Genomic DNA, 24168 nt, shown 5'->3' on the forward strand with positions numbered 1-24168 from the left:
CTCACCGGAGGGCGACGGTCAGCAGCTCCACCCACAGGGTGAGCGGTTCGAGCACGACGGCGCACGTGAAGACGCGGAAGTCGCCGGCCGCGCGCGCTGCGGCGAAGGACCGGAACGGCTCGTCGTGCTCGTAGTCGATGGGGTCAAGGGAGTTGCCGTCGTGCTCGGGGTTGCCGAGGAACTCTTCGGAGTACTCGCGCTGGATGTTGCGCCATAGGGAGAAGTCGTTGGCCTGGTGCGCGGGGGCGAGGGCTGCGGGCTGGAACACACCGGCGGGGATGACGTGGAACATGCCGCCGGCGACCGCGGTGGCCTTGGCGTCGCGGCGGTGCAGGTACATCCGGTGCCCGTCGATCGGGTCGCGGCGGATGGTCAGGGTGTTGATGCTGGGCAGCATCGGCCGGGCGAGCAGGTCGAACGGGTCCTCGATGTGCCGGCGCAGGGGCAGGTGGGCGAGGCTGGGTCGCTTCCGGCTGGCGCGGAGCCAGGCGTCGGCGAACTCGTGGGCTGCGGCCTCGCAGACGTCCAGGACGTCGAAGTAGGTGGTGTAGCTGAACCCGAGGCGGCCCTTGTCGCCGGTCCAGTCGACCTCGGCGAGCCGGTAGCTGACGCGGTTGTCCAGCAGCTTCGGCCGGGCGAGGTCCCGCAGCGCGCGGGAGTAGAGCCGGAAGCGGTCGCCGTCCGCGGCGAGCGGCCGGACGCTCTCGGTCTGTTCGATGCCGCCGGTGATGGCGGGCTTGGGCAGCGCCTCGGCGAGCCAGTACAGCTCGATGTCGGACAGCTCGACCGGCTCGGAGGGCAGCCAGCCCGGCTGGGTCAGGACGGTAGTGCCCGGGATGCAGTGGGCCTGCGGGTACAGCTCGGAGGCGAGGTCTCCGAGCCGTGCGCGGTTGGCGTTCAGCTCGCGCCGCACGAGCTTCCAGTACTCCTGGCTCTCGTGCGGGGCGCCGGCCGCGCTGACCTGCCCCGGCTTGGGGATGGCGTCAGCGGAGTGGTCCGGCAGGATGCCGAGCCGTTCCGGTGGGATGTGCAGCTTGGCCGCGATGGACCGCAGCTCGGCGAGGCCGGGCACGAGCTTGCCTTCTCGACCTTGGACACCCAGGACTGCGTGGTGTTGAGCAGGTCAGCGGCTTCCTGCTGGGTGAGGTTGTGGTGCTGCCGGTACCAGCGGATGACCTCACCGGCATCGGAGCCATCTGGGGGCGCGGCAACTGCCTGGGCCACGTGTAGCCACCTTTCAGGGTTCGCAGCGCCCGTCAAACACACCCTCCACAACTCGCAGCTGCATCGCACACGGCCATGCAGCCGTAGTGAACCACAGCGGTACCCCCGATCGGGAAGTCGATCACGAGTCGTCCGACGTCGGGTTCGACTGCGTGTTGGCACTTCCCGCGCCGCCGGGGCTCGTCGGACCCTGAGACGGCTCATCCGTGGATGAAGACGGGACGCGCCCGCGTTCCTCGCTGACGGGATGCCCGCCACCAGTAACCGCACGGGTCATTCGGCCCTTGTGCAGCATTTCCTCGTCGCTCATCCTTGCTCCTTCGGTTGCTCGCCAGACTTGTCGCCGACGGCTACGGCAGACACAGACCGCTGCTTTGGACGTCCTACCCATTCAACCACGGCACCATCCGGTATCGCTAGATAGAAGCCCAGCGTATCTTCAATCTTGTGCAAAAACACACCATCTTTATTTACAGCCCATTGCGAAGAAATAAATATGTCCCTCGATTCTGGATATCCACTAACGTACGACTCCGCGCCAACCCATCCTCCAATGTATTCGCCATCTGCAAGCCGAATCCTGACGAAACAGCCTCCCCTTACGCCAGCAATGTAATCCCAGGAAGTCGGAACAGTGCGATAAGTATTCTGAAACGCAGCCCATAGCCTAGCCCACGACTTCTTCTTTTGCGGATTCTCTCGTATAGTAGCCTGCAAGTGAACTACGTAAGCCGCGAGCGCCGGGATTACCCCAGCCAGGATCAATGTCCAGAAGGCAACTTCACGCGGACTTCTGGCAAAAGCGGACAGAATTCCATTTGCACTCCCAGGCGTAGGCTTCGCCAGGTCGACAATTAGCGGACCGAGAATGAGCGCATAGATTACGTCAAACCCGGCACCTACCGCAATCGCTCGAAGTATCTTCGTGCTAGCATCCTTGTCTTCAGGCGTTGGACCCCGGAGCCTCTGGAGGGTGGATCCGAATACAACCCCAGGAAGCAGCAGTGCAACTATTGTGAGCAGTTGGTATGACGTGTTGGCCACAGTGGGAATCATTCAGGCCCCTCCCTTGTCCCATAAATCTGCGGGGCCAGCGCCCGCGACTTTCTTTTGAAGAAGATGTAGTCTTGGCTGTTCTTTAGATTGTCGGCGATAGAGCCAGCGCTGACGCCGCTCTCAAGAAGAATCGCTGCACCGAGAATCCATCTTAGCGATTCCACAAGGACCAACTCGACTTCCCACTGAGTCTCGCCCCTTTCAAGCTGATGCGCATATCCGTTCCGCGCCTCCTTGACGCGCTTAATCCAAATATCCCAGTTGCCTGCCGCCTCCGGAACGGCTGAATGCGTAAGCTGCAACAGCCTGCGGAGCCGCTCGGCATAGGCTAGCGAATTGAAGTTCGCGAGCGCTCGACCAAGCCTTTCCGCCAACTCTTCACCAGCAGCCTCTTTTGCCGCCTGGATCGCTGCTCGGCGAGCACTCTTAGCCAGCACCCTATCGAACACGGCCTCTTCCCCGAACCGTCGGCGGTCGAACCCTTCCGCCGCGGCAGCCAACTCAAGAAGCTCACTTTCCAGCGTGCGCGCTCGGTCGTTACCAAACGTCGAGTAGATGATGTTCGGGATGGGATTAAAGTCGTCTGACTTGGCAATCCATTCCGCAACAACTCCAATGCCCACGTCTCGCAATCCCAAAGAGCGATTGCCAGGCTTTAATCCTTCGTCTTTCGCCGCACTATCAACGAGCGGATGAGATACTTCACAAGACAACTCGTCTTTACCCGTCAGGATCGACAGCTCTGTTAACACGCATTTTTTCCGCATCATTACCGACGCGAGCGTCAACGTCGGCGAAACGAGTCGGTGAAGAAGTTCTGCGAACGAGGGAAGGCTTACGTCCTTGAATTGAATCCATGCTTTATGGCGCACCTCCGCACCGTTGAATTCAATCCGCGGAGGGATCGTCGCAAACTGCGTGCCGACCGTACCGCCAATTGCAGGGATAGGCACGGCCTCAGGATGAGGTTCGACGTAGTCGAGATGAACATGATTATGCGGACTATAAATGACTTTTCCGGTAACTCCTGATTGGCCGATCCACTCGTCTAGATTGGTGAACCTAATGCGCGCCGAAAGGATCTCTTCGTTGTCGTCGAGATGCGCTCCGCGAGCAAGCCATGTGCCCTGTAGAACATGCACCCCATCCGAGTCGTCATTTACAGCCATCATGTCGTAGCGCCGCGATCGCGTGATGGCATCGAAAACTGTGACTGCGCGCCGCGCTCCCTCCGCAAGCAACCCGTGAATGGTTAACCCGCCGTCGGAGAACGTGTCGTCGGCAGGATGCCCATGCGCTCCGGCGCCATCTGGACTCGGAGTCCAGACGACGGCAGGCGTCAGCTGTCCATTCAGGGTGACCTTGGGGCGTGCGCCTGAAAGGTCGAGCCAGCCCGTGAGCTGGCGTTCGGGTTGGTCAGCCAACCAGAACTTGCCCAGCAAGTGATTTCCCTCGGCCTCGCCCACCGCCTGTGGCACCTCCAATCACACCGACGCTCAGCATCGGCGCTAGATCATCCCGCGAAGGTATCGGACAAGGCCCTGCTGTTGTTTCTGCTTCCAGGAGACCGGTGCGTGGGTAGTGGCCGTCCAGCGGCCCGATTAGCCGCAGCCATACCGTCCCCGCAGGTCAAGAGAGGTTTGCTGGCTCCGTTCAAAACCCGTCCAGTGTGAGTTCGAATCTCACCGGGGGCACTCCCCCAGACCTGTACTGATCGGCCCCTCACCTGCGGAAACACGGTGAGGGGCCGATCGCGTCTTCTCCGACTGGCTCCGGGTCGACCCGGCCGAACCCGGCCCCTTCCCCCCTATTCGCCCCCACGTTCCGGTGGGTGCGGCTCGACACCGAGCGCTTGCTCGATCCGTGCGTGCGCCGCCGACTCCAGCCCGGCGATCACCTTCGCGTAGATCTGGTGCAGCACCGCGACCGAGTGGCCGGCCCACTCCGCGCACTGGGTGGACGGGACGCCTGCGGCGAGCCAGGTGGACACGCACGCGTGTCTCAGGTCATAGGGGCGCTTGCCGAGAGGCGAGGCGTACTCGGCCTCGCTGAGAGCAGCCTTGCGGGCCCTGTCCCACACCCGCCCGATCGTGGATTCAGCGAGGTCTCCCCCGGTGAGGTTCCGGAACAGTCGGCCGTCGCCCGCGGTCCCGAACCTCACCAGGTGGTCGTGCAGGAGCGCCGTGAGCGGCGGCGGACAGGGCACAGTCCGAACCTCCCCCTGCCCTCGCTGCTTGAGCTGCCTCCTGTCCCGCCGTTCTCCGCTGTCGGTCCACGCTGCGCCGGTGACCGGCGCTGTCTCGGACAGCAGCAGCTCGCCCCACCCCTTCTCGGGCAATTGCAGATCCTGCTTCCGCAGCATCGCGACTTCCTCGGGCCGCAGCGCGGAGTAGTACATGCAGGCGAAGTAGGCGACGAGTGCCGGCCCAGCGGATCGGCGCGGCTGGCCGTCCACCTTCTGTGCGGCGACCGCCGCGAACAGCTTCTTCGCCTGGTCATGGTTGATGACCACTCGCTTGTCGATCGCCCGGGCAGTTTTCGGCATGGTCCACTTGACCTTCGAGAGACGGTTCGCGGTGAGCACCTTCAGTTCGACGGCGTAGTCGAGCGCGTTGTAGAGAACGGCCCGCTTTCGATTCACGGTCTTGGCTGCCGCCTGCTTTCCGTCCAGCTTCAGGGAGATCTGCTCCAGCACCTCCCGCAGAACGGCCTCATCATTGAGCCGCGAAACAGGCACCGTGTTGGCCTTGACCCACTTCAGCGCCCGCTCGATGTCCGCTGGTTTCGGCGTATCACGACGCTTCGTGTTGAACGCCCACCCGGTGAGGGCGCGGCGCAGAACCTGCGGTTCCGGAGCGCCGCGTTCTGTGCGCAAGAGGGCGGGCGTGGCGGAAGCCAACGCGTCGGCGTTGCCGGCCCGCGACTTCCCCGCCGCCCGAGGCCATTTCGCGTCGATGTACTTGCAGGCGAAGTCGAACCAGGACATCTCGACTTCCGCGCGGAGCATCGAAACGGGCAATCCCTGGCCCCGGTCGAACGCTTCACCGCGGCGCGACGCTTGAACCAGGTCCGAGCGGAAGCTGTCGGCGAGGGCCCAGGTGTCGAAGGTGCGGCGGAACCGCTCCTCCGCCACGACCCACACCACTCGGTACGTGGTCTTCCGTCGCCCCTGGCGGGTCTCGATCTTCCAGATCGTGACGTCGTACGTGGTTTCCATCAAGCGGCGACCCCGGCAAGCTCTCGGGCCTCGAGCCAGGCGTCCAGATCGGTGCGACGAATCCGGATCTGCCCGTTCGGCAGCTTGATGCAGCGAGGCGCGAGCCCCTTCGCGCGCCAGTCGTGGAACGTGGACTGCGCGACATCCAACTCCTCGCAGAACTGCTTTATCGTGAGGTAGCGGGTTGCGGTAGCCATCGTGATTCGGCGCTCCTTGCGGCTGTCTCCGGCGTGGGCAGGCGTTCGCGGCATAGGAATCCCTTCTCCCCAGATTGAGTACGGACTGTCACCTCCGCGCCTGCATGGCGGAGGCGGATACGGGGGTGGTCGGCGGAATGTCTGGGCGAGGTCGCGGAAGTGCGGTTTGAAACCCGCAAACCCCGCAAAGTGGCCCTGGAGCTGGGGATTTGCTTGCGGGGTTTGGTGAGGTCGGCGGGTTTGGCAAACCCCGCAAACCCCGCAGAGTCGCGGGGTTTGCGGGGTTTGACCGCCAGCAGCCGGGAGTGAAACCCCGCAGCCTGTGACCGACGTTTTACCTGCTCAGGGAGGGTTGTTCTGGTCGGCTGCGGGGTTTGCGGGGTTTCCGGGTTTGATTCCCAGGTGTGAGCTTGTCAGCCGGTGCGTTCGACCCAGTACATGCGCATCTTGGTGTGTTTATCGAGCACGCTGCGTAGCACGACGTCGCCGCGCCAGCGGTCGAGCTGCCCGGTGAGCCGCTTGGCGAGCGACTTGGTGTTCAGCGGCTTGCCGCCAAGGGTGGTGGGGAAGGTGCCCGCCCAGGGGTCGGGGCCGACGATGGTTTCGGCGCTCCCCCGTACCTGCTGGGCGGTGAGGGGCTGCTCGCCGTGCAGGTCGTGCCAGGCCAGCAGGAACGCTCGCCATTCGGCGGCGTCGTCATCGAGTTCGCGGGCGTGCTCGGCGTTGCCCAGGAAGTTCTCGATGCCGTGGTGGGCGAGGAACCCGCCGAGGTGCTGGGCCCAGCGGGTGAACTGCCGCATCTGCGGGCCGACTGGATGAGGCGAGTGCTCACCGTCCCGTACATCCCGGTCCTGGGAGCGACACACCCCGACCTGTGCACGACGGAGATGTTCGTCGAGGTGTTCGCTGAGGTGCTGACCGCCAGCCGAGCCGGCGTCGCCCTCCCGTTAGACAAGGACCGGCGCTGGTCACCGACGAAGGCGGACATCGTGCTGACCGACGAGATCGTTCACCGCCCGGACCACACGATCATCCCGGTCCTCAGCCAGCGCGGCGGCGGCACGGTAAGACCTACTTCTACGGCGACTCCCCCGACCTCGACGCGCTACAGGCGGCGACACGCCGCAGCTGCATCACCCACGCAGCCGCACACGGGCGCGTCATCTGGTTCAGCACCAGCCCCACCGGCCAAGCGAACCACACCCGCGTACTCCTCAAAGACTTCAACCACCCAACCCCCGAACCTTCAACAGGACCGGCGGTGACCGAACTGGACGACTGCGGCCCCGAGGTTGCCGCCACCTTCGCTGAGTTCGCCACGGCGATGGCTGACCACGGCTTCGGCTTCCTGCGCCAGCGGCGCGACGCCGGTTACCGGGATGGGCCGATCCTCGTCACCCAAGCTGGCCGGCGCGTCGTCGGCGCGATCGGGCCGCTGACGATCATGCCGGACCGGTCCGGCCGAGAGATGTCGCTGCCACAGTACTTCGGCGTCCTGCCCGAACATCGCGGCCACGGACACGGGCGCGCACTTTGGCGCGCTGTCGAGCGATGGAGCGTGCACCACCGCGCCCACTACCAACTGCTCCAAGCCCGCGCTGGAGGAGCATCCGACCGTCTATTCCAGTCCGAAGGACTCCGTCCGCTCGGCTACGTCAGCACCGTTTCCGCATGAGTCCCACACCGAACCCGTCCGCTGCCCACGCGATGACCCCAGCCACCCTGCGCACCCAGTGGCAGCAGCTGCCGGCGGCCCTCCGCGCCGCGATCGAGCAACACACCGGCCGGGTACACCGCGCCGAAACGATCAGCGCAGGCCTCAACGCCACCTTCACCGCCCGCCTGCACACCGAAACCGGCCTCATCTTCGCCAAAGGCACACCCAGCACCAGGGCTGCCGGACAACGCCGAGAAGCCTGTATCAACCCCTACGCCCAGCCCATCGCACCGCGCCTGCACTGGCACATCGACATAGCCGGGTGGCACATCCTCGGCTTCGAACACCTCGACGGCCACCCCGCCGAACTCTCCCCCGGCTCGGACGACCTCCCCGACGTCACCCGGATGCTCACTCAACTCACCGAACTGAAGGTCCCCACGACCGGATGCCGACGCATCGAAGACCGCTGGGCCGACGCCGCCAAACAGGCCGACACCGATCCAGCACTGCTCGCCGGCAACCACCTACTGCACACCGACCTCAACCCCCACAACATCCTCATCACGAAGCGAGGCGCGCGGCTCGTCGACTGGTCGTGGCCCACCCTCGGCGCTCCCTGGATCGACACCGCCTGCACCGCACTCTGGCTCATCGCCGAAGGCCACACGCCGGCGGACGCGGAGCGTTGGGCATCCGCCCACCCCGCCTGGTCGACAGCGCAGTCAGCGGCGATCGACACATTCACCGCGACCAGCGCCGCACTCTGGGGTCAGATCGCCTCCAATGAACCGCGCCCCTGGAAGCTCCGGGTACGCGACGCCGCAGCAACATGGGCACAGCACCGTGCGTGAGGCGAGGCCGACGTCATACCCTGCGCACCAAGCCCACCGGCGAGTAATGACGCGTGCAGGGCAGCGGAAATATGACGGAGGTAGCTTGTGGTAGCGAGGTCTTCAATCAGCCCTTCGGCGGGTGCTGGTCACGACTCCGCGGATAAGTGTTCTTCTCGCCGATGGTGCCGTCCTGCCGCTTGACCACGTGCTCGACAGCTCGTTCAACGGCCATTCGTCGACCTTCCGCCTGCGCCTCGGCCTTGGTGTTCGCAGTATTCGACGCCCGCTGGTTGCCCTGGATCTTGTTCTTCCACTGGCCATCTTCGTAGTACGTCTCAACGTCACCCTTGGCCACGGCTCACTCCTTCGCTCGCTTCACACCTCAGCGTCGACGCTGCCACCACTAAGAGCAAGAAGACACGCCAGAGAGCGGATCACCACTGCGGGCCTACCGGTCTTTCCGGTTCAAGTCCGACGCTCATCTCGCTCGGTCCTCTTGACTTCAGGCCGAGGCGCCCGAGACGGCGCAGCAGCTCTGACATCGGTAGGTCGCTCAACTGCTGCGTGAACGGGTGAAAGCCGCCGAACCGCCGCCCGCAACCTTGGGTGGGCCGGTTACCGGCCCTGGTTGTCCGCAGTGCCGAAGCTGATGAGGCCGTGCTGCCACTCACCGAGCTTGTCTGCCCAACGGGTGCGTAGACCTGCGTCGTTGCCGACGACGCGCGCGAGGCCGCCGAGTTGGACACGCGACATGCCGGCGAGCTCGGCTTCGTGACCGAGCTTGGTGATGACCGCCCGGAAGAGCGGCAGCCAATCCCGGCCCTGTTCGAAGGCCGCACAGCTGAAGGCGGCGAAGAGCGCGTACCAACCGGCACGCCGCGCCGCTGTGTCGTCGAGGTTCGTGGGACGTGCCTGCGCGAGGTCGGTCAGCACCGGCAGCGCCTGCTCGACCAAGGGGGACGGCAGCGGCAGGAGGCTGTCGGGATGGGAGGCGATCGTGTCCAAGAGCCAGTCAGCCGGCTCTCCGGCGCGCAGCAGGTCAAGGAGGAGAAACTCCGGCGCCCGGACCAGCGCGGGCCGGCCGGCCACCGCCAGGAATTCCTCCGCGTCGAGAACCTTCCCCCGATACAGCTCGTAAACCGTGCTTGGGTGCGAGCGGGCCAGGTGCCGCCACGGCGCCAGGACACGGGATCCGCGATGACCTGAGTAGAACGGCCGCAAACTCGTATCGGGGGGTAGTGGGATGTTGGCCGCGATGACGAATCCCACCGCTCCGCGGAACTGCGCGGCAGCGAAGTCTTCGGAGGCGGTGGCTTTGGCGAGCTCCCGTAAGGACAGGTCCTCGAGAACGGCCGAGAACCGGGATGGCAGCTGAGCCAGCTGAGTGGCCAGGTCGTCGTCGCGGTGGGCGGCGATGTGCTTGAGGGCCGCCAGTAGAATGGTCTCGACCGTGGACGCCGACGGCTGGACGTAGTGCAGGGTGTCCAGGACGAACGGATGCAGCGTTCCCGGCGCTTCTGAGCCGAGCTTGAGGAGACCGAGCATTGTGCGGTTCAGTCCGTTCGCCACGTTGATGTCGAACTGCTGGATCGCGATCTGGGGTACCACGTAGCTGGCGCCAGTCTGGATGAGCTGCCAGATCGTCGCAACGAATTCGTCGATGCTGTCGCTGTGCCGGGTGAGGTACTCGGCCGCGAAGTACTCCATGAACGTCCGGTGCGTGAAGTCGAAGAGCCGTTCCCCCTTCGCGGTACTGCCCACTCGGGTGAGCAGCCAGGCCCGGCCGGCGCAGAACTCCAGGAAGTCGGTGGCCTCGATCGAGGTGTCCGCTGTGACGTGATCCTGGAGCTCGCGCGCGAGGAATCTCTCGATGACTTGGTGCACGGCCCGTTCCGTCGGCGCAGTCGTCACATCCTTCGTGAAGAACCAGTAACCGAGTTCCTGAAAGAGGAACCAGATGTGTGTGGACCCCAGCGTGGTTTCCTTGGCGTTCACCCGCCGCGCCCGGTCCCAGCGCACGAACATCAGGTTCGCGCACTCCTTGTACACCTGCAGCCGGTTTTCCGGGATCCAGCCTTCGTATTCGTAGAGCAGGCAGAGAAGCGACAGCATCAGTGGGTTGGACCGGAGCTCGTGGATGTGCTCGCTGTCCCGAAGGAACGCGGTGGCACGTGCCGACGGGAGGATGGCATCCGGGCCGGCGACGAACCGGAACCAGCTGTCGACGTAGTTGCGGATCTGCGCGGGATTGAAGTCAGGAAGGATGTAGGCGGCGAAGAGGCTCGGATCAAGCTGGGCGCTGCCGTAGCCCTGACGCCTGCTGGTCACCACGACCTGGACGAGCGGATATCGCCTGCAGAAGCGCTCGATCGCCTCCACCGCCTCCCGGCGGTCGGTGAGGTCTCCCGCCTCGTCGAGAGCGTCAAACACCACCGTGGCACTGCCGAGGGTGAGAATGGTTCGAATGTGCTTCAGGTCGACCTCGGTCTGCAGCAGGAGCCGCAGGCGGCTGCCGATCATCTGCACCAGGTCGTCCCCGCCCTTGCCGAAGTTCTTCAACTCCACCAAGAACGGCGTCACCGGCTCCCGACCACTCTCGTCCGAGCTGAGCCAATGGGTCAGGTAGCGGATGTAGGTAGACTTCCCCGCACCAGGGTTGCCGAGCACGACCACCCGCCGTTCGTACTCGTGAACCTGGTGATCGGGGATCTCCGTCGAAAACCTGTCGGCGGCACCCGAACCGGCCCCGAGCATCTTCCGGTGGACGTACAGCCGGTGGACCGGAGGGCGAAAGTTCTCGCGCGAATGCGGCATCTGGATCGTCGAGTGCGAACGATGGGTCTCTTCCCGGACTTGCGCGGCGAGCGCCCTCGCGTGCGTCACGTCGGTGTAATGCGACGCGAGGGTCGACCGGCTCTCGACTGCCCGCTGGAGGGTGGTGTCGTCGGGAAACAGGTGCGCGGCGAGCAGCGATTGAACGTACATGTTGCTCTCGCGCCGGGAGCGACCGGACTTCCGTACCCGGTCGACCTCCAGACGAACCGAGTCGTGCGCGAGTGACCACAGGCTTTCGGTCACAGTGTGCAGCGTGTGGTCGTCCAAGGTCACCCGGCGCGCGATCTCGTCCGCGAAGGTCTCCCGCAGCTTCTTCCGCTCTTCGAGCCACCTGTCCGAGGTGTGGTATTCAAGGTAGGCGACGAGCTCAAGCAAGCCCTGGAACTCCCGACTCAAGACGAACTTGACAATCTTCTCTTCTTGAGCCTTGTCGATCTTGGCTTCCTGCCACGCGGTGAACCCGCGAAGGATCTTGGGGTCGAGGCGAACCTTCTTGAGGAGTTTGCGCAGCGCGGGGAGGGACGCGGTCGTCGCGCTGCCCGCGGCCGCCTTGACCGCTGCCTGTGCCACGATCAAGGCGAGGCTGGTCGGCTCGGTCACCTGCGCGCTCCGGATGGCCTGGACAACAGGACAACCGTCAGTATCGCCGAAGAGGTCCAGCTCGTTACGGACTGTGCTGGCCATTCACCCGAGAAACACACCGCTTGACACGAACTGCCCTAACCGGCAACCCGTCTGCTGACCACATCCTCTGACGGCACCTCCTCCTGCCGACCCTGCCCGGCACCGGGCGTGTCCGCCGGCGTTGCTGCCTCTATCCACGGCGTGTTGCGCGAAATCCGCCCACGATTGCGGTAGCGTCTCGCGCATCTTCTGGAAGGAGTGCCGTGACGACCTTGCTGCCCTCAGCTTCGTCCAGCCCGCACGCCGAGCGTCGGCTCAACGTGTTCGGCCTGTCGACGGAACTCGTTCACAGCGCCTTCAGGCCCGGCCTGTCCCGTGCCACCAACCGGACATCGAAAGCGCTGGGATCGACGCCGGGCACCGACCTCTACCACGACACGATGGAGAGCCTCCACTTGCAGCTGGCGGAGAGCGGTTGGCGGCTGGTCTACGTCGACCACCAACCCCGGCTCCTGCACCCGGAGGGTCTGCTGTCGTTCACTGTGGCCTCCGCGACCAACGTCGCCGATCCAGACCGGCGACGTCAACCGCGCACCCGCCGCAAGGGCAAAGCGACGCGAGACTCTCTGACGGCAGACCGAACCGGAACGAGCTCGTTGTTTGAAGGGCTTGAAACGAACCAGGACCAGGAACTGCTGGCGGCCGCCGAGGCCACTCCACTCTGGCTCCTGCTGCACGAGCGCACCGACCGCGGACTTCGGCTGGAACTTTCGCGGCCGTCGGACATGACAGAGGGAGGCATCGTCACCAAGTGGGAAGACCGCATCCTCATCGCGTTCCTCGACTTGGACGGCGACCTCTCCATCTTCGACAATCCAAACGACAGCGGCGATATCGATGTCCGCGTCGAACCCCGCTGACCATCACTCGCAAGGACGAATGTTCAACCCATCCCGTCTCCGCCTGGCGCGCCAGCGCCTCGCCCTGACGCTGACCAAGCTCGCCCAACTCAGTGGTGTATCCCTGCGCTCGCTCACCAATTACGAGACCGGAAAGCTCGCGCCCAACGAGGAGAATCTGCGCAAGCTCGCGCGAACTTTGGAGGTACCAACGGCGTTCTTCGAGCGAGACGCTGTCGACACGATCCCCGTCGAAGCCGCGAGCTTTCGCAAGCTCAGCAAGACCACCGCGACCAGGCGGGACGCCGTGCTTGCCGGAGCAAGCCTGGTGGTCGAGTTCTTCGGCGTGGTCGAGGCGAAGTTCAAGCTACCGGCGCCCGACATTCCCACGCTGGACAAGTTTCCGCCCGAGCAAGCCGCTGAACTTCTACGCCGCCGGTGGAATCTCGGCGACAAGCCGATCTCCAACGTGGTCCACCTCCTCGAATCACGTGGCGTCCGCGTCGCAGCACTACGCCACGAGTTCGACGACATCGACGCGTTCTGCTTCCTCCGCGACACGACTCCGTACGTCTTCCTGAACACCGCCAAGACCGGAGAGCGGCAACGTTTCGACGCCGCTCACGAACTCGCGCATCTCGTGCTGCACGGCGAGCAGGACATGGAACCCGGCACCTCAAAGGAACGGGAAAAAGAAGCCAACCGGTTCGCCGCAAGCTTCTTGATGCCGGCCAGCGCTGTCCTCGACCAGTCCATGCGCAACGCCAGCCTGGACCGCATCCTCGCCGCGAGGTCGTACTGGAAGGTCTCGGCCATGGCGATGACTCATCGCCTGCACGAGCTACACCTGCTGTCCGATTGGCAGTACCGCAGCACCTGTGCGGCCCTGTCAGAGCAGGGATACCGCACCACTGAACCAGGCGGCATTGTTCCCGAGACCTCTCAACTCCTGCGCAAGGTCATGTTCGGCACCATGGGCAGGGTCAGCGTGCACGACGCCGCTGCCCACCTCGACCTGAGCCAGGACGAGGTTCGCCAGTTCATTCGCAACCTCGTGCCGACGGTTGCATGATCGAGCATGCCGTCCCGGCGCTGCTTCCGCCCGAATCCAGCTGCCGAGGTGAAGCTGATCATCGAATTCGGCGCCGCAGCGAACCCGGGTCCTCGCCGACGACCGGCTGGCGCCGCAGTAGGTCGCGCCACCGTACTCCGCGTGCCCGCCGGCGCAGTCCCCATGAGCGAACGCGGGCCGCATTCGCTCACGGGCCAATCCGCCACACAAGAGACAGCACGCCGCCGGGCCCGACGGCCAGGTATATGGCCGTCGCCCTCCCTCGGCGTTTCACTGCAACGTTTCGTCGTAGAACGATCGGAAGGAACCTGCTCGCCGGGCAGGGCATCGAAATCCCGATGGCATGTGGAGGAGCGGAGGACCTCGCCGACGTGACTACGGGTCAATACGGTCACTTCGCGAACACGGCGCCACCGCCGTAGGGGAGCGCACAAACGCGAGGTCCGGTCCAGCAAAGCCCGACAACCAGGACCCGAGTCAATCCATTGACGGGATCTCCTCATCGAACTCTTCCGACGCTCAATCACCATCGGCACCCGCGCTTGAGAACAAGCGGCCGCTTTCCCAGGCCGCCGACCGCGATGCGGCAACGCCACGCGCGCCAGCAGAATAGAGTGGCCACGATCGACCCTGCCGACGCCCACCAGGTCCGCCGGCGCGCCTACAGCCCGTCCGGCGGCATGTGAACCCGCTACGTCTGGCACGCCGCTGGCGTCGACGAGGTCATGCAGAACCCGGGTGCGTATCCTGGAGTGAATGACGCTCCTCCACTCGTCCCTGATCCATCCGTCGAATAGGCCGACCGTCCATGATGATCGACTACGATGTGAGCGACGATTGGTCGGAGGACGCCCCTGACTGGCTGAAGTCTTTGGTGTCGTCTCTCGATCGGAACCACGGCGCCAGCACCGTCCTGCCTCTCACGGTCATCGTCGAGGAGATCGCCGAGTGGATCGAACTCGCCAGCGGCACCGACGCCTGGAAGAAGACAGCCAACCGGGACTCGCTCCAATGGGATCTCGATAAGTCGGTGGGTGCAATCAGTTCATCGCTCCGTGCGCACATCCCTGGACCGCTCGCCGCCTTCCAGACGGCCTTCGGGAACCTCATTAGTAGCTCTTCGGCGGTCCTCAGCCAGCCACCCGGAACTCGCGTCGACGCCGTCTGGACGGAAGCGCTCTCGACCGCCCGCAACTTGTTGAACGCTCTCGACTCGGACCAAGCCGTGCGCGCGAGCTGGGACGACCTGGTCGCGAAAGCCCAGGACCGAACCCTTGCCCGACGCGAGTACCACCCGATCGTCGAACTACTGTTCGAGCAGTTGCAGCGGCGAGGCCTCAGTGTTTCAACGAGTTGACCGGTGGTGTTGTGGTGCGGCTCCGGGGTTTTCGGCCTGTTGTTGATCAAATTGGTGAGGTCTCCGGTAGTTCGATCAACGTCCAAGCCGATCGAGAACACCGGAGACCTGGAGCCGCTGCTGCCCGTCGGCAAGAAGCCAGGCCGCCCACCGAAATGGACCGAACGGCAACTCATCGCCGGCGATTCCGTATTGGCTCGCCCTGGCATGATGCCCCGCCCGGCTACGGCTGGCGTCGCTGACGTGTTCGCGCCACTCGGTTTCGGGGCCCTCGGCCGGCCCCTCCCACATCGCGATGTGCGTCGGGAAGTGCTCAGGCGCGGCACCGTGCCAGTGCCATTCCCCCGGGCGGCGTGTAGACCGTGTCGCCCGGGCGCATGACGACCCGCGGTGGTCAGGCCGGGGCGAGAGGGTGCCGCTCGCCGGGCTGAACCCCATCCAAAATTCCGAGCTGCCCGGCACAAGAGAACGCCCGGGAAAAGCAGTTCGATGCCCGCAGGTGCGACACGGAACTGCGGAACCGCCGCCGGAGATGCGAAATCGAAAGAAAACCGCCGAGAATGGTTCCGGACAAGCGTCCGCAAACAACACCACGCCTGCGGCGTATGTCCAAGTCGGACACGCCGGACACCTTCAGATCATATCGGGCGACCAGCTCCGGGAAAACGCCGGAAAACAGCTCGACAGGTGTATTTCGCAGCCAGGCTGCGATATCATCTCCAACCATGGCGGATGCTCGCCGCGACAGCTTCTGCTCCATCGGTGATCGTCGTCATCGGGTGGTGGTGCCGCCGTGATCTGGGAAGTGCTCGTCCTCGGTTTCGTGCTCAGTCTCGACAATTTCCGGGTTTCGATCGCGCTCGGCACCGTCCCGTTCGGTCTGAAGCGCGCGGTGCAGGTGGCGCTGGTCTTCGGGCTCTGGGACACGGTCATGCCCCTGGTGGGGCTGTTGATCGGGCGGCGGATCGGGGACGCGTTCGGGGTCGTTGCCGACGTAGTGGGCGCCGCCGCCCTCGGCGGGTACGGTCTCTACCTCCTCGCGTCCGCCCTGCGCAATCCCGAGCCGGAGGAACTGGACCATCCGTGGGCGCTGTTCGGCATCCCGCTGGCGCTGAGCCTGGACAACCTGTTCGCCGGGGCGAGCCTGGGGATCCTCGGGCTCTCACCGTGGTTCTCGGCCGCGGTGTTCGGCGTCATGACGGCGGTGCTGTCGCTGGTCGGGCTCCAGCTCGGGCGGGCCGCGGCGCGCCTCATCCGTATCCGCTCGGACCTGCTGAGCGGGCTCACCCTGATCGTCGCCGCCGCGACGCTGCCGGTGCTGTTCGGCGGCTAGCGCTCAACCCGGCTAGCGCTCGACCCGGCGAACCCGGTGCGGGCGCGGAATCAGCGGACGATCGCCGCCGGGCGAGGCGGCGTTGGCGGCCTCCACCGCCCGGGCGACCAGGTGGTGGTCGGGCGAGAGGTGGCACACCGGGTCGGTGCGGGCGGCGTCTCCGGTGAGCAGGAAGGCCTGGCAGCGGCAGCCACCGAAATCCAGCTCCCGCCGGGCGCAGCTCCGGCACGGCTCCGGCATCCAGTCGGTCCCGCGGAACGCGGACATCACCGGCGACCCGGCCCAGATCCGCTCCAGCGACTCCTCCCGCACACTGGCCCGCGGCAACGGCAGGGACTGCGCGGCCGGGCAGGGCAGCACGTCGCCGTTCGGGGTCACGGTCAGCTGCCGGGACGCCCAGCCACCCATGCAGGGCTTCGGGTAGCGGCTGTAGTAGTCGGGCAGGACGTAGATGACGTCCATCCTGTCGCGCAACCGCTCGCGGGCCGCCCGCACGACGACCTCCGCCGCCGCGAGCTGGGCCCGGCTCGGCAGCAGCGCGTCCCGGTTCCGCCAGGCCCAGCCGTAGTACTGGGTGTTGGCCAGTTCCACCCGGTCGGCGCCCACCTCCTCGGCCAGCCCGAGCACTCCGGCGACGCGGTCGATGTTGTGCCGGTGCAGCACCACGTTCACGGTCAGCGGCCAGCCCAGCTCCTTGACCACGCCCATCGCCTCGATCTTCCGCCGGAAGGACGGGGTTCCGGCGATCCGGTCGGACACGGCCGGCTCGTCGGCCTGGACACTGATCTGCACGTGGTCCAGACCGGCGGCCCGCAGCTGCTCGGCCCTCGGCCGCGAGAGCCCGAAGGCGCTGGTCACCAGATTGGTGTAGAGGCCGAGGCCGTGGGCGTGCGCCACGAGGTCCACCAGATCGCGCCGCAGCAGCGGTTCCCCGCCGGACAGATGGCACTGCAGAACACCCAGGTCCCTGGCCTCGGCCAGCACCCGCCGCCACTCGTCGGTGGTCAGCTCGCCGGAGTAGCCGGCCAGGTTCACCGGGTTGGAGCAGTACGCGCACGCCAGCGGGCAGCGGTAGGTCAGCTCGGCGAGCAACCCGAAAGGACTATCCATCGCCGGCCTCCACCCAACGGCGGGCGACGAGCCGCGTCAGGAACCGCCGCACCTCGTCGCCCGGGACGCTCCGGTAGCGTGCGCCCAGCTCGGCGACGATCTCGGCCACCGTGTGCCGGCCGTCGCACAGCCCGAGGATGTCCGCACCGCTGCCGTTGAGCACCACCACCGTCTCGGGGAGCAGCAGGATCGGACGCTGCCTGGTCCGGCAGAAGGACAACCGGACGTGGCGGGCGAGCCTCGGCCGGTCCACTGCGGACAGATCGGGTCGGGTCGCCGGGTGCATGACGCTCACTCCGGGTAGGCCTGGTCGATGGCGTCCATCAGGCTCCACAGGACATCGCACTTGAACGACAACGCATCGACGGCACGCGCCCGGGATTCGGGTGACCGGCAGTACGCGGTGACCACCTCGAGAGCGTGCTCGCAGTCGCGGGGGGCCTCCTCCAGACGGGCCCGGAAATAGGCGAGGCCCGCCGGCTCGATCCAGGAGTACCACCGCTCGAACGCGGCCAGCCGCTCCGCCATCAGGTCCGGTGCGAACAGCTCAGTGAGCGAGGAGGCCACCGCCTCCACCCACGGGCGGGTCCGGGCGAAATCCACGTAGGCGTCGACAGCGAACCGCACGCCGGGGACCAGGTGCCGGTGGTCCTGGACCTCTTCGCGAGTCAGCCCGGCGGCCTCGGCGAGGCGCAGCCACGCCTCGACGCCGCCCTCCCCGGGGTGACGGCCGTCGTGGTTGACGACCCGCCGGATCCAGCGCCGCCGGACCTCGAGGTCGGGGCAGTTGGCGAGGATCGCCGCGTCCTTGCGCGGGATGTTCTCCTGGTAGTAGAAGCGGTTGGCCACCCAGCCCTGGATCTGCCGGCGGCTCAGGCGCCCGGCATTCATCCTGACGTGGAACGGGTGCCGGTCGTGGTAGCGCCGCGAATGGGCCCGCAACGCCTCGACGAAGCCGTCGGCATCGGTTCTCGTCGTCCCGCTCGTCGCCGTCACGGCCTACACCTCGACCTCGAGGCCGTCCCGGGCCACTTCCATGCCGCTGCCCTCCACGACGCGCCGCTCGGGCGAGTCCTCCAGCAGGATCGGATTGGTGTTGTTCATGTGCACGAAGATCGTGCGCCCCACACCGAGTGCGGGGAGCAGCGCCAGACTGCCGTCGGGCCCGTCGATCGGCAGGTGCCCCATCTCCCGGGACGTCTTGCCGGCCAGCCCGAGCCGCACCAGCTCGTCGTCACGCCAGCACGTCCCGTCGATCAGCAGGCATTGGCAGCCCTGCATTTCCGCGGCGAGCTCGCGCGTGAGCGCCTGCACTCCCGGCAGGTACACCAGCGTGCCCCCGCTGCGCTCGTCGGTCAGGCGGTAGCCCACGACGCGGCCGTGGTCCTCGCCCGGCCCGAACCGGCTCCGCTTGGTGGTGGGCACGTCGAACGCCCGGCAGGACAGCCCGCCGTCCAGGGACATGCCCACGCCGGGGACCACCGCCCGCCACTGTACCGGGCAGTAGCGCTCGAGTGCCGGCAACAGCCGCGAGCCGTCCCGCAATGTCTTGTGCACCGCAGGCGTGGTGTACAACGACAGGCCCGCGCGGGCTTCGCGCAACACCAGCAGGCCGAGCGTGTGGTCCAGCTCGGCATCGGTGAGCAACACCGCCTCGAGCGGCGTCGTCCGGTCCTCGCGCGGGTGCAGGGCGGGGAACGCCTCGATCTGTGTTCGCACATCGGGTGAGGCGTTGATCAGGAACCAGCGCCGGCGGTCGGCGCTGACCGCGACCGACGACTGGGTCCGCGCGGGGCCGGCCCCGGAGCGCACCGCGGTGCACACCGGGCACCCGCAGTTCCACTGCGGGGAGCCGCCCCCGGCAGCCGAGCCCAGCACCCGCAGCAACACCACGCCCTCCGTCTCCTCACCGGCCGGGCCGCCGGAGGGCGCCGGACCCGCGGTCCAGCGCCACTCCACGTCCCGTCAGTCCTCCATCTGCGCGACGTACATGGTCACTTCGGGCGCGACTCCGATCTCCTCGAACTCGGGCGTCTCCCACACAACGAGCTCGGACTCCATGGATCCACCTCCTCTCCGCCACACTCCGGCAGGCTGTCCCACGGCGCTACGACGTCTCCGGGAGAGCGAACACGATCAGCGCGCTTCCGTGACCGGCGCCGAGCATGCCGGGGAGGAATCCCTCCGACCAGGCGCCCCATCCGACCGGCACGGCGACGTACTGCCTGCCATCGACCATGTAGGTCGTCGGGTTGCTGTGGTGACCGCTCCCGCACTGGAACTGCCACAGCAGCTCCCCCGTGCGGGCGTCGAGGGCGTTGAACTCCCCGGAGGGTTCACCGGCGAACACCAGATCGCCACCGGTCACCAACACCGAGGCGCACATCGGGAGTTCGTTGCGCCAGCGCCACTTCTCCTCGCCGTTGGCGTCGAACGCGCTGATGCTGCCCGTCATGTCCTCGATGTCCACCTGAACACCGGCGCCCCAATAGGGAATGCTCTCCTTGAACTCCCGGCGCCGCCGGGTCGCGGTGGCACCGACGTCCTGCACCGGGACGTAGAACAGCTCAGTCCTGGGGCTGTAGGCCGCATGGGTCCATTCCTTGGCGCCGGCGGGCCCCGGGTAGAAGTGGACCGGCACCCCCTCCTCGTCGGGGTACACCTTGGCCGTCACCTTGCCGTCACGCGTGATCGCCCCCCACGTGATCCGGTCCACGAAGGGGGTGACCTGGACCAGCGCGCCGTCGGTGCGATCCAGGACGAAGAAGTAGCCGTTCTTGTCGAAGTGACCGAGCAGCTTGCGCCCCTCCGACTCGAACAGGATGCATTCACCGATGCTGTCGTAGTCCCACACGTCGTGCGGGGTGCACTGGTGGTGCCAGCGGATCTGTCCGGAGTCGACGTCGACGGCGATGATGCTGTCGGTGTAGAGGTTGTCGCCCTCGCGCACGCCTCCGTCGAAGTCGGGCGCCGGGTTGCCCGTGCCCACGTACAGCAGGTTGGTCTCCGGGTCGAAGGTGCTGGTGATCCAGCAGTTCGCGCCGCCACGCGCCCACGCCTCGCCGTCGGCGGGCCAGGTGTCGGAGCCGGGCTCCCCGGGCTTCGGAACCGTGTAGCAGCGCCATTGGTGCTCGCCGGTCTCGAGGTCGAACGCGTCCAGGTGGCCGCGCACGCCGAACTCCCCGCCGGAGCTGCCGACGATGACCTTGTTCTTCACGATCAGCGGCGCGACCGTGGCGCTCTCGCCGGCCCGCACGTCACCGTAGGTCTGGTCCCAGACCCGTTTGCCGGTGGTGGCGTCGAGCGCGAGCACGTGCGCGTTCGCCGTCACGAAGAACACCTTCCCGGCCGCGACGGCGACCCCGCGGTTGACGTTCCCGCAGCACAGCGACACGTCGAACGGGACCGCGTGCTTGTACCGCCAGATCTCGACACCCGTCTTCGCGTCGAGCGCCCAGACCCAGCCGTCCCAGCCGGCGAGGAACATGACCCCGTCGACGACGATCGGGGCGGCCTCGAACGAGTAGGTCGACGCGCCCGCGATGAGGCCGGTCGTGCCGGCCTGGAACACCCACGCGGGACCGAGCCGCTTGACGTTCTCGGTGTTGATCTGGTCCAGCGGGCTGTACCGCTGGCCGTTGTAGGCGCCGTAGTAGGTGAGCCAGTTCTGGGGCTCGGACCGGGCGTTCAGGATGCGCTCGTACCCGACGTCGCGGACCACCGGCGGCGCGACCTCTCCCCCGGCGACCTTGCCGCTCAGCCTTCCTTGGTCGATGGCCTCGCCCGCGTCCACGTACTCGACCGTCATCGTGTCTCCTCCAATCTAGGGCCGCGGCTGGTCGGGACGGTCGAGGCGAGCCTCCGGCGGAACGTCTCCCAGCACGACGATGGCGCCGGTCAGTCCCCGGCCCTCGTCGTTGCCCGTGGGCGAGCTGAACCAGTAGTAGCCAGGGCCGTCGAGGTTGAGTGTCGCTTTTCCTTTCGAATGGTTCACCAGCCAGATGAATTTCCGGTCGCCGTTGCTCGGCAGCAGCGCGCAATGCGTGTTCAGGTCGTCGTTGACGAGTTCGAGTTCGATATCACCCCCGTGCGGCATGACGAGAATGGAGGGGTCCCAGCTGATCTCGTCGGGCCGGATCCGGATGGTCGCCTCCATCCGGCCGTCCGCCCGCTCCGTCGCCTTCCCGATGCTCCCGGTCCCCAGCACCTGACCCAGTGCCGCTTTGTTCTGCGCGTCCAACCCGAGCTCGTTCAGCAGGTCGACCCGTTCCTGAGCGGTCGTCACCGGGCTTCACCTCCTCATCCAGAATCGCAAATCATTGGCACAAGAAGCACGCAGCCCGACATGGCGATTACTATTCACGAATTGCGAATCACCAACCGGGAAAAACTCTACGCGGCGGCAATCGCACCGACAAGGGCGCGCGCGAAGTCGGGCGCACCACGCCGTTCGTCCGCCACCGGCTACCGCTCGTACCCGATTCGCCGCCGCCGGCGGGTTCAGGCGAGGTCGTACCGGTCGAGGTTCATGACCTTGTCCCACGCGGCCACGAAGTCGCGCACGAACCTCTCCCCGGCGTCGTCGCTCGCGTAGATCTCGGCGAGAGCCCGCAACTCGGCGTTCGAGCCGAACACGAGGTCGACGCGGCTGCCGGTCCACCTGACCTCGCCCGTGGCGCGGTCACGGCCCACGAACGTCTCCGCGCCCGGAACGGACCCGGCCGCCGCCGTCCACTCGATGCCCGGGTCGAGCAGGTTGACGAAGAAGTCGTTCGTCAGCGTCCCCGGGGCCGAGGTGAACACGCCCAGCGGGGACTGCCCGGAGTTCGCGTCCAGCACGCGCAGGCCCCCCACCAGGGCGGTCATTTCGAGCGCGGTGAGGTTCAGCAGCTTCGCCCGGTCGACGAGCAGGTGCTCCGACGGCAGCCGGCTGCCCTTCCCACGGTAGTTGCGGAACCCGTCGGAGGCCGGTTCGAGCGCCGCGAAGGATTCCACGTCGGTCCACTCCTGCGAGGCGTCCATCCGCCCCGGGGTGAAGGGGACCTCGACGTCGAAGCCGGCGGCCTTGGCGGCCTGCTCGACCGCGGCGCATCCGCCGAGCACGATGAGATCGGCCAGCGAGATCCGCTTGCCTCTGGTTTCGGTGCTGTCGAAGGACTCCTGGATCCTCTCGTACCTGCGCAGCACCTGCGCCAGCGTGTCCGGGTCGTTGACCTGCCAGCCGCGCTGCGGCTCGAGGCGGATGCGCGCCCCGTTGGCCCCGCCACGCTTGTCGCTGACACGGAACGTCGAGGCCGACGCCCAAGCGGTGGACACCAGCCGGGCCACGGGCAGCCCGGAGCCGAGAATCGTTGCCTTGAGGGCGGCGACGTCGTCGGCGTCGACCAGCTCGTGGTCCACGGCGGGGATCGGGTCCTGCCACAGCAGCCGCTCCCGCGGCACCAGCGGGCCGAGGTAGCGCTGGATCGGGCCCATGTCCAGGTGCGTCAGCTTGAACCAGACCCGGGCGAAGGCATCCGCCAGCTGGTCCGGGTTGTCGAGGAAGCGCCGCGAAATCCGCTCGTAGACCGGGTCGAACCGCAGCGCGAGGTCCGTCGTCAGAACCGTCGGGGCGTGCCGTTTCGACGGGTCGTGGGCGTCCGGCACGGTGCCGGCCCCGCCGCCGTCCCCCGGAATCCACTGCCACAGACCGGCGGGGCTGAGCACCAGGTCCCACGCGTAGCCGAACAGCGTCTCGAAGAAGCTGTTGTCCCATCTCGTCGGCGTGGGTGTCCACGTGCCCTCGAGCCCGCTGGTGATGGTGTCGGCGCCCTTTCCGGTGCCGTAGCTGCTCTTCCACCCCAGGCCCTGCTCCTCGATCGGCGCGCCCTCGGGTTCGGGGCCGAGGTGGCGTTCCGGATCGGCCGCCCCGTGGGTCTTGCCGAAGGTGTGCCCTCCCGCGATCAGCGCGACGGTCTCCTCGTCGTTCATCCCCATGCGCCGAAACGTCTCGCGGATGTCCCGCGCCGAGGTGAGCGGGTCCGGGACGGTGTTCGGGCCCTCCGGGTTGACGTAGATGAGGCCCATCTGGTCGGCCGCCAGGGGGCGTTCCAGCTCCCGGACCCCGCGGTGGCGTCCATCGCCGAGCCAGACGGGCTCGGGACCCCAGTCGACGTCCTCGTCGGGCGCCCACACGTCCGCACGGCCGCCGGCGAAGCCGAACGTCGTGAAGCCCATCGTCTCCAGGGCGCGGTTGCCCGCGAAGATCATCAGGTCGGCCCAGGACACCTTGCGTCCGTACTTCTGCTTCACCGGCCACAGCAGCCGGCGCGCCTTGTCGAGGTTCCGGTTGTCCGGCCAGCTGTTCACCGGCGCGAAGCGCTGCAAGCCGGCCGCCGGGCCGCCCCGGCCGTCGTCGATCCGGTACGTCCCCGCGGCGTGCCACACCATCCGGATCACGAGCGGGCCGTAATGGCCGAAGTCGGCGGGCCACCACTCCTGCGAGGTCGTCAGCACCGCGTCGACGTCCCGCGCCAGGGCGTCGAGGTCGAGCGTCCGGAACTCCGCGGCGTAGTCGAAGTCCTCGGCCATGGAGTGGTTTCGCCGCAGGCCCGTCAGGTCGAGCCGGTCCGGCCACCAGTCGCGCAGGCGCGCGCCCGCGGCCCGGTGGGTGCGCGGCTCGGACGGGACGGAGAGGCCGAGGCCGCCGCCGGCAGTCGCGGGGGCGGCGGGGGCGTCCGCGCTCTCAGCCATGGGAATCCTTTCCGGGCAC

The 24168-nt window shown here is 66.7% G+C and carries 24 protein-coding genes, 1 tRNA gene and 1 pseudogene; 7 read left to right on the plus strand and 19 right to left on the minus strand.

Annotated elements, in window-relative coordinates:
- Position 1: 1 nt before the first annotated feature.
- From IE290_RS37740 to IE290_RS06395, 5 genes and pseudogenes are all read right to left on the minus strand, one after another.
- Positions 2-1072: an XRE family transcriptional regulator gene (locus IE290_RS37740; RefSeq protein WP_229874246.1), complete on the minus strand. Its 1071-nt coding sequence runs from the start codon at positions 1070-1072 to the stop codon at positions 2-4.
- Between the two features lie 44 nt (positions 1073-1116).
- Positions 1117-1428 (minus strand): annotated as a pseudogene (locus tag IE290_RS38490) (hypothetical protein); the annotation flags it as partial.
- Positions 1346-1534: a hypothetical protein gene (locus IE290_RS06390; protein WP_191243504.1), complete on the minus strand. Its 189-nt coding sequence runs from the start codon at positions 1532-1534 to the stop codon at positions 1346-1348. The gene IE290_RS06390 and the pseudogene IE290_RS38490, both read right to left, overlap by 83 nt.
- Positions 1531-2280: a DUF6338 family protein gene (locus tag IE290_RS38495; RefSeq protein ID WP_373300397.1), complete on the minus strand. Its 750-nt coding sequence runs from the start codon at positions 2278-2280 to the stop codon at positions 1531-1533. Before IE290_RS38495 ends, IE290_RS06390 begins: the two co-directional genes overlap by 4 nt.
- Complete coding sequence (locus IE290_RS06395; RefSeq protein ID WP_191243505.1) at positions 2277-3746, minus strand: HEPN domain-containing protein; 1470 nt, start codon at positions 3744-3746, stop codon at positions 2277-2279. Before IE290_RS06395 ends, IE290_RS38495 begins: the two co-directional genes overlap by 4 nt.
- 152 nt (positions 3747-3898) lie before the next feature.
- Between IE290_RS06395 and IE290_RS06400 the strand changes: the two genes are divergently transcribed.
- A tRNA-Leu gene (locus IE290_RS06400) sits at positions 3899-3974 on the plus strand.
- A 113-nt stretch (positions 3975-4087) separates the two neighbouring features.
- Here IE290_RS06400 and IE290_RS06405 read toward each other — a convergent pair.
- From IE290_RS06405 to IE290_RS06415, 3 genes are all read right to left on the minus strand, one after another.
- On the minus strand, positions 4088-5497 hold the full coding sequence (locus IE290_RS06405) for a tyrosine-type recombinase/integrase (RefSeq protein WP_191243506.1): 1410 nt from the start codon (positions 5495-5497) through the stop codon (positions 4088-4090).
- Positions 5497-5694: a helix-turn-helix transcriptional regulator gene (locus IE290_RS06410; RefSeq protein WP_020418520.1), complete on the minus strand. Its 198-nt coding sequence runs from the start codon at positions 5692-5694 to the stop codon at positions 5497-5499. The genes IE290_RS06405 and IE290_RS06410 overlap by 1 nt, the downstream gene beginning before the upstream one ends.
- A gap of 413 nt (positions 5695-6107) precedes the next feature.
- The gene (locus IE290_RS06415) at positions 6108-6494 is read right to left on the minus strand and encodes a hypothetical protein (RefSeq protein WP_191243507.1); all 387 of its coding nucleotides are present in this window, start codon (positions 6492-6494) and stop codon (positions 6108-6110) included.
- 461 nt (positions 6495-6955) lie between these two features.
- Here IE290_RS06415 and IE290_RS06420 point away from each other — a divergent pair, with 461 nt between their 5' ends.
- Positions 6956-7369, plus strand: coding sequence for a GNAT family N-acetyltransferase (locus IE290_RS06420; protein ID WP_191243508.1), 414 nt, complete (start codon positions 6956-6958; stop codon positions 7367-7369).
- Positions 7366-8205 carry a phosphotransferase gene (locus IE290_RS06425; protein ID WP_191243509.1) on the plus strand — a complete coding sequence of 280 codons (840 nt, stop codon included), beginning with the start codon at positions 7366-7368 and terminating at the stop codon, positions 8203-8205. The genes IE290_RS06420 and IE290_RS06425 overlap by 4 nt, the downstream gene beginning before the upstream one ends.
- Before the next feature lie 106 nt (positions 8206-8311).
- On the opposite strand, the gene IE290_RS06430 is transcribed toward IE290_RS06425, so the two are convergent.
- Positions 8312-8542, minus strand: a complete 231-nt coding sequence (locus tag IE290_RS06430) for a DUF2188 domain-containing protein (RefSeq protein ID WP_191243510.1) — start codon at positions 8540-8542, stop codon at positions 8312-8314.
- A 260-nt stretch (positions 8543-8802) separates the two neighbouring features.
- Positions 8803-11622: an NACHT domain-containing protein gene (locus IE290_RS06435; protein WP_191243511.1), complete on the minus strand. Its 2820-nt coding sequence runs from the start codon at positions 11620-11622 to the stop codon at positions 8803-8805.
- Positions 11623-11909: 287 nt separating this feature from the next.
- On the opposite strand from IE290_RS06435, the gene IE290_RS06440 reads away from it, so the two are divergent.
- The 3 genes from IE290_RS06440 to IE290_RS06450 all read left to right on the plus strand — a co-directional run bounded on the left by IE290_RS06440 (position 11910) and on the right by IE290_RS06450 (position 14974).
- Entirely contained in the window at positions 11910-12566 is a 657-nt protein-coding gene (locus IE290_RS06440) for a hypothetical protein (protein WP_191243512.1), read from the plus strand.
- A gap of 19 nt (positions 12567-12585) precedes the next feature.
- On the plus strand, positions 12586-13617 hold the full coding sequence (locus IE290_RS06445; RefSeq protein WP_191243513.1) for an XRE family transcriptional regulator: 1032 nt from the start codon (positions 12586-12588) through the stop codon (positions 13615-13617).
- An 808-nt stretch (positions 13618-14425) separates the two neighbouring features.
- A complete protein-coding gene (locus IE290_RS06450; RefSeq protein WP_191243514.1) occupies positions 14426-14974 on the plus strand; it encodes a hypothetical protein in 549 nt (182 codons plus the stop codon).
- 394 nt (positions 14975-15368) lie between these two features.
- Here the strand turns inward: IE290_RS06450 and IE290_RS06455 are convergent, their stop codons facing one another.
- Entirely contained in the window at positions 15369-15734 is a 366-nt protein-coding gene (locus tag IE290_RS06455) for a hypothetical protein (RefSeq protein WP_191243515.1), read from the minus strand.
- A gap of 33 nt (positions 15735-15767) precedes the next feature.
- Between IE290_RS06455 and IE290_RS06460 the strand changes: the two genes are divergently transcribed.
- Positions 15768-16307 carry a manganese efflux pump MntP gene (locus IE290_RS06460; RefSeq protein WP_191243516.1) on the plus strand — a complete coding sequence of 180 codons (540 nt, stop codon included), beginning with the start codon at positions 15768-15770 and terminating at the stop codon, positions 16305-16307.
- 12 nt (positions 16308-16319) lie between these two features.
- Here the strand turns inward: IE290_RS06460 and pqqE are convergent, their stop codons facing one another.
- From pqqE to katG, 8 genes are all read right to left on the minus strand, one after another.
- On the minus strand, positions 16320-17417 hold the full coding sequence (gene pqqE / locus IE290_RS06465) for a pyrroloquinoline quinone biosynthesis protein PqqE (protein WP_191243517.1): 1098 nt from the start codon (positions 17415-17417) through the stop codon (positions 16320-16322).
- Positions 17410-17703, minus strand: coding sequence for a pyrroloquinoline quinone biosynthesis peptide chaperone PqqD (gene pqqD, locus IE290_RS06470; RefSeq protein WP_191243518.1), 294 nt, complete (start codon positions 17701-17703; stop codon positions 17410-17412). Before pqqD ends, pqqE begins: the two co-directional genes overlap by 8 nt.
- A 5-nt stretch (positions 17704-17708) precedes the next feature.
- Positions 17709-18413 (minus strand): pyrroloquinoline-quinone synthase PqqC, encoded by a 705-nt coding sequence (gene pqqC / locus IE290_RS06475; RefSeq protein WP_191243519.1) that lies wholly within the window; start codon positions 18411-18413, stop codon positions 17709-17711.
- Between the two features lie 3 nt (positions 18414-18416).
- Entirely contained in the window at positions 18417-19376 is a 960-nt protein-coding gene (gene pqqB, locus IE290_RS06480; protein WP_229874247.1) for a pyrroloquinoline quinone biosynthesis protein PqqB, read from the minus strand.
- Positions 19377-19382: 6 nt separating this feature from the next.
- Positions 19383-19478, minus strand: coding sequence for a pyrroloquinoline quinone precursor peptide PqqA (pqqA, locus tag IE290_RS06485; protein ID WP_027935205.1), 96 nt, complete (start codon positions 19476-19478; stop codon positions 19383-19385).
- 46 nt (positions 19479-19524) lie between these two features.
- Positions 19525-21225, minus strand: a complete 1701-nt coding sequence (locus IE290_RS06490) for a PQQ-dependent dehydrogenase, methanol/ethanol family (protein WP_027935204.1) — start codon at positions 21223-21225, stop codon at positions 19525-19527.
- Between the two features lie 15 nt (positions 21226-21240).
- Entirely contained in the window at positions 21241-21702 is a 462-nt protein-coding gene (locus tag IE290_RS06495) for an MSMEG_3727 family PQQ-associated protein (RefSeq protein ID WP_191243520.1), read from the minus strand.
- Between the two features lie 215 nt (positions 21703-21917).
- The gene (gene katG / locus IE290_RS06500) at positions 21918-24149 is read right to left on the minus strand and encodes a catalase/peroxidase HPI (protein ID WP_191243521.1); all 2232 of its coding nucleotides are present in this window, start codon (positions 24147-24149) and stop codon (positions 21918-21920) included.
- Positions 24150-24168 lie beyond the last annotated feature (19 nt).

The sequence above is a fragment of the Amycolatopsis deserti genome, assembly GCF_014653945.1.
Lineage (GTDB): Bacteria > Actinomycetota > Actinomycetes > Mycobacteriales > Pseudonocardiaceae > Amycolatopsis_E > Amycolatopsis_E deserti.

Bases quoted from the DNA above. Each gene is read 5' to 3' on its own strand.
- IE290_RS06390 (WP_191243504.1), bottom strand. From the start codon at position 1,534: ATGAGCGACGAGGAAATGCTGCACAAGGGCCGAATGACCCGTGCGGTT.
- IE290_RS38495 (WP_373300397.1), bottom strand. From the start codon at position 2,280: ATGATTCCCACTGTGGCCAACACGTCATACCAACTGCTCACAATAGTT.
- IE290_RS06405 (WP_191243506.1), bottom strand. From the start codon at position 5,497: ATGGAAACCACGTACGACGTCACGATCTGGAAGATCGAGACCCGCCAG.
- IE290_RS06410 (WP_020418520.1), bottom strand. From the start codon at position 5,694: ATGGCTACCGCAACCCGCTACCTCACGATAAAGCAGTTCTGCGAGGAG.
- IE290_RS06415 (WP_191243507.1), bottom strand. From the start codon at position 6,494: ATGCGGCAGTTCACCCGCTGGGCCCAGCACCTCGGCGGGTTCCTCGCC.
- IE290_RS06425 (WP_191243509.1), top strand. From the start codon at position 7,366: ATGAGTCCCACACCGAACCCGTCCGCTGCCCACGCGATGACCCCAGCC.
- IE290_RS06445 (WP_191243513.1), top strand. From the start codon at position 12,586: ATGTTCAACCCATCCCGTCTCCGCCTGGCGCGCCAGCGCCTCGCCCTG.
- IE290_RS06450 (WP_191243514.1), top strand. From the start codon at position 14,426: ATGATGATCGACTACGATGTGAGCGACGATTGGTCGGAGGACGCCCCT.
- IE290_RS06455 (WP_191243515.1), bottom strand. From the start codon at position 15,734: ATGGAGCAGAAGCTGTCGCGGCGAGCATCCGCCATGGTTGGAGATGAT.
- pqqE (WP_191243517.1), bottom strand. From the start codon at position 17,417: ATGGATAGTCCTTTCGGGTTGCTCGCCGAGCTGACCTACCGCTGCCCG.
- pqqD (WP_191243518.1), bottom strand. From the start codon at position 17,703: ATGCACCCGGCGACCCGACCCGATCTGTCCGCAGTGGACCGGCCGAGG.
- pqqA (WP_027935205.1), bottom strand. From the start codon at position 19,478: ATGGAGTCCGAGCTCGTTGTGTGGGAGACGCCCGAGTTCGAGGAGATC.
- IE290_RS06490 (WP_027935204.1), bottom strand. From the start codon at position 21,225: ATGACGGTCGAGTACGTGGACGCGGGCGAGGCCATCGACCAAGGAAGG.
- katG (WP_191243521.1), bottom strand. From the start codon at position 24,149: ATGGCTGAGAGCGCGGACGCCCCCGCCGCCCCCGCGACTGCCGGCGGC.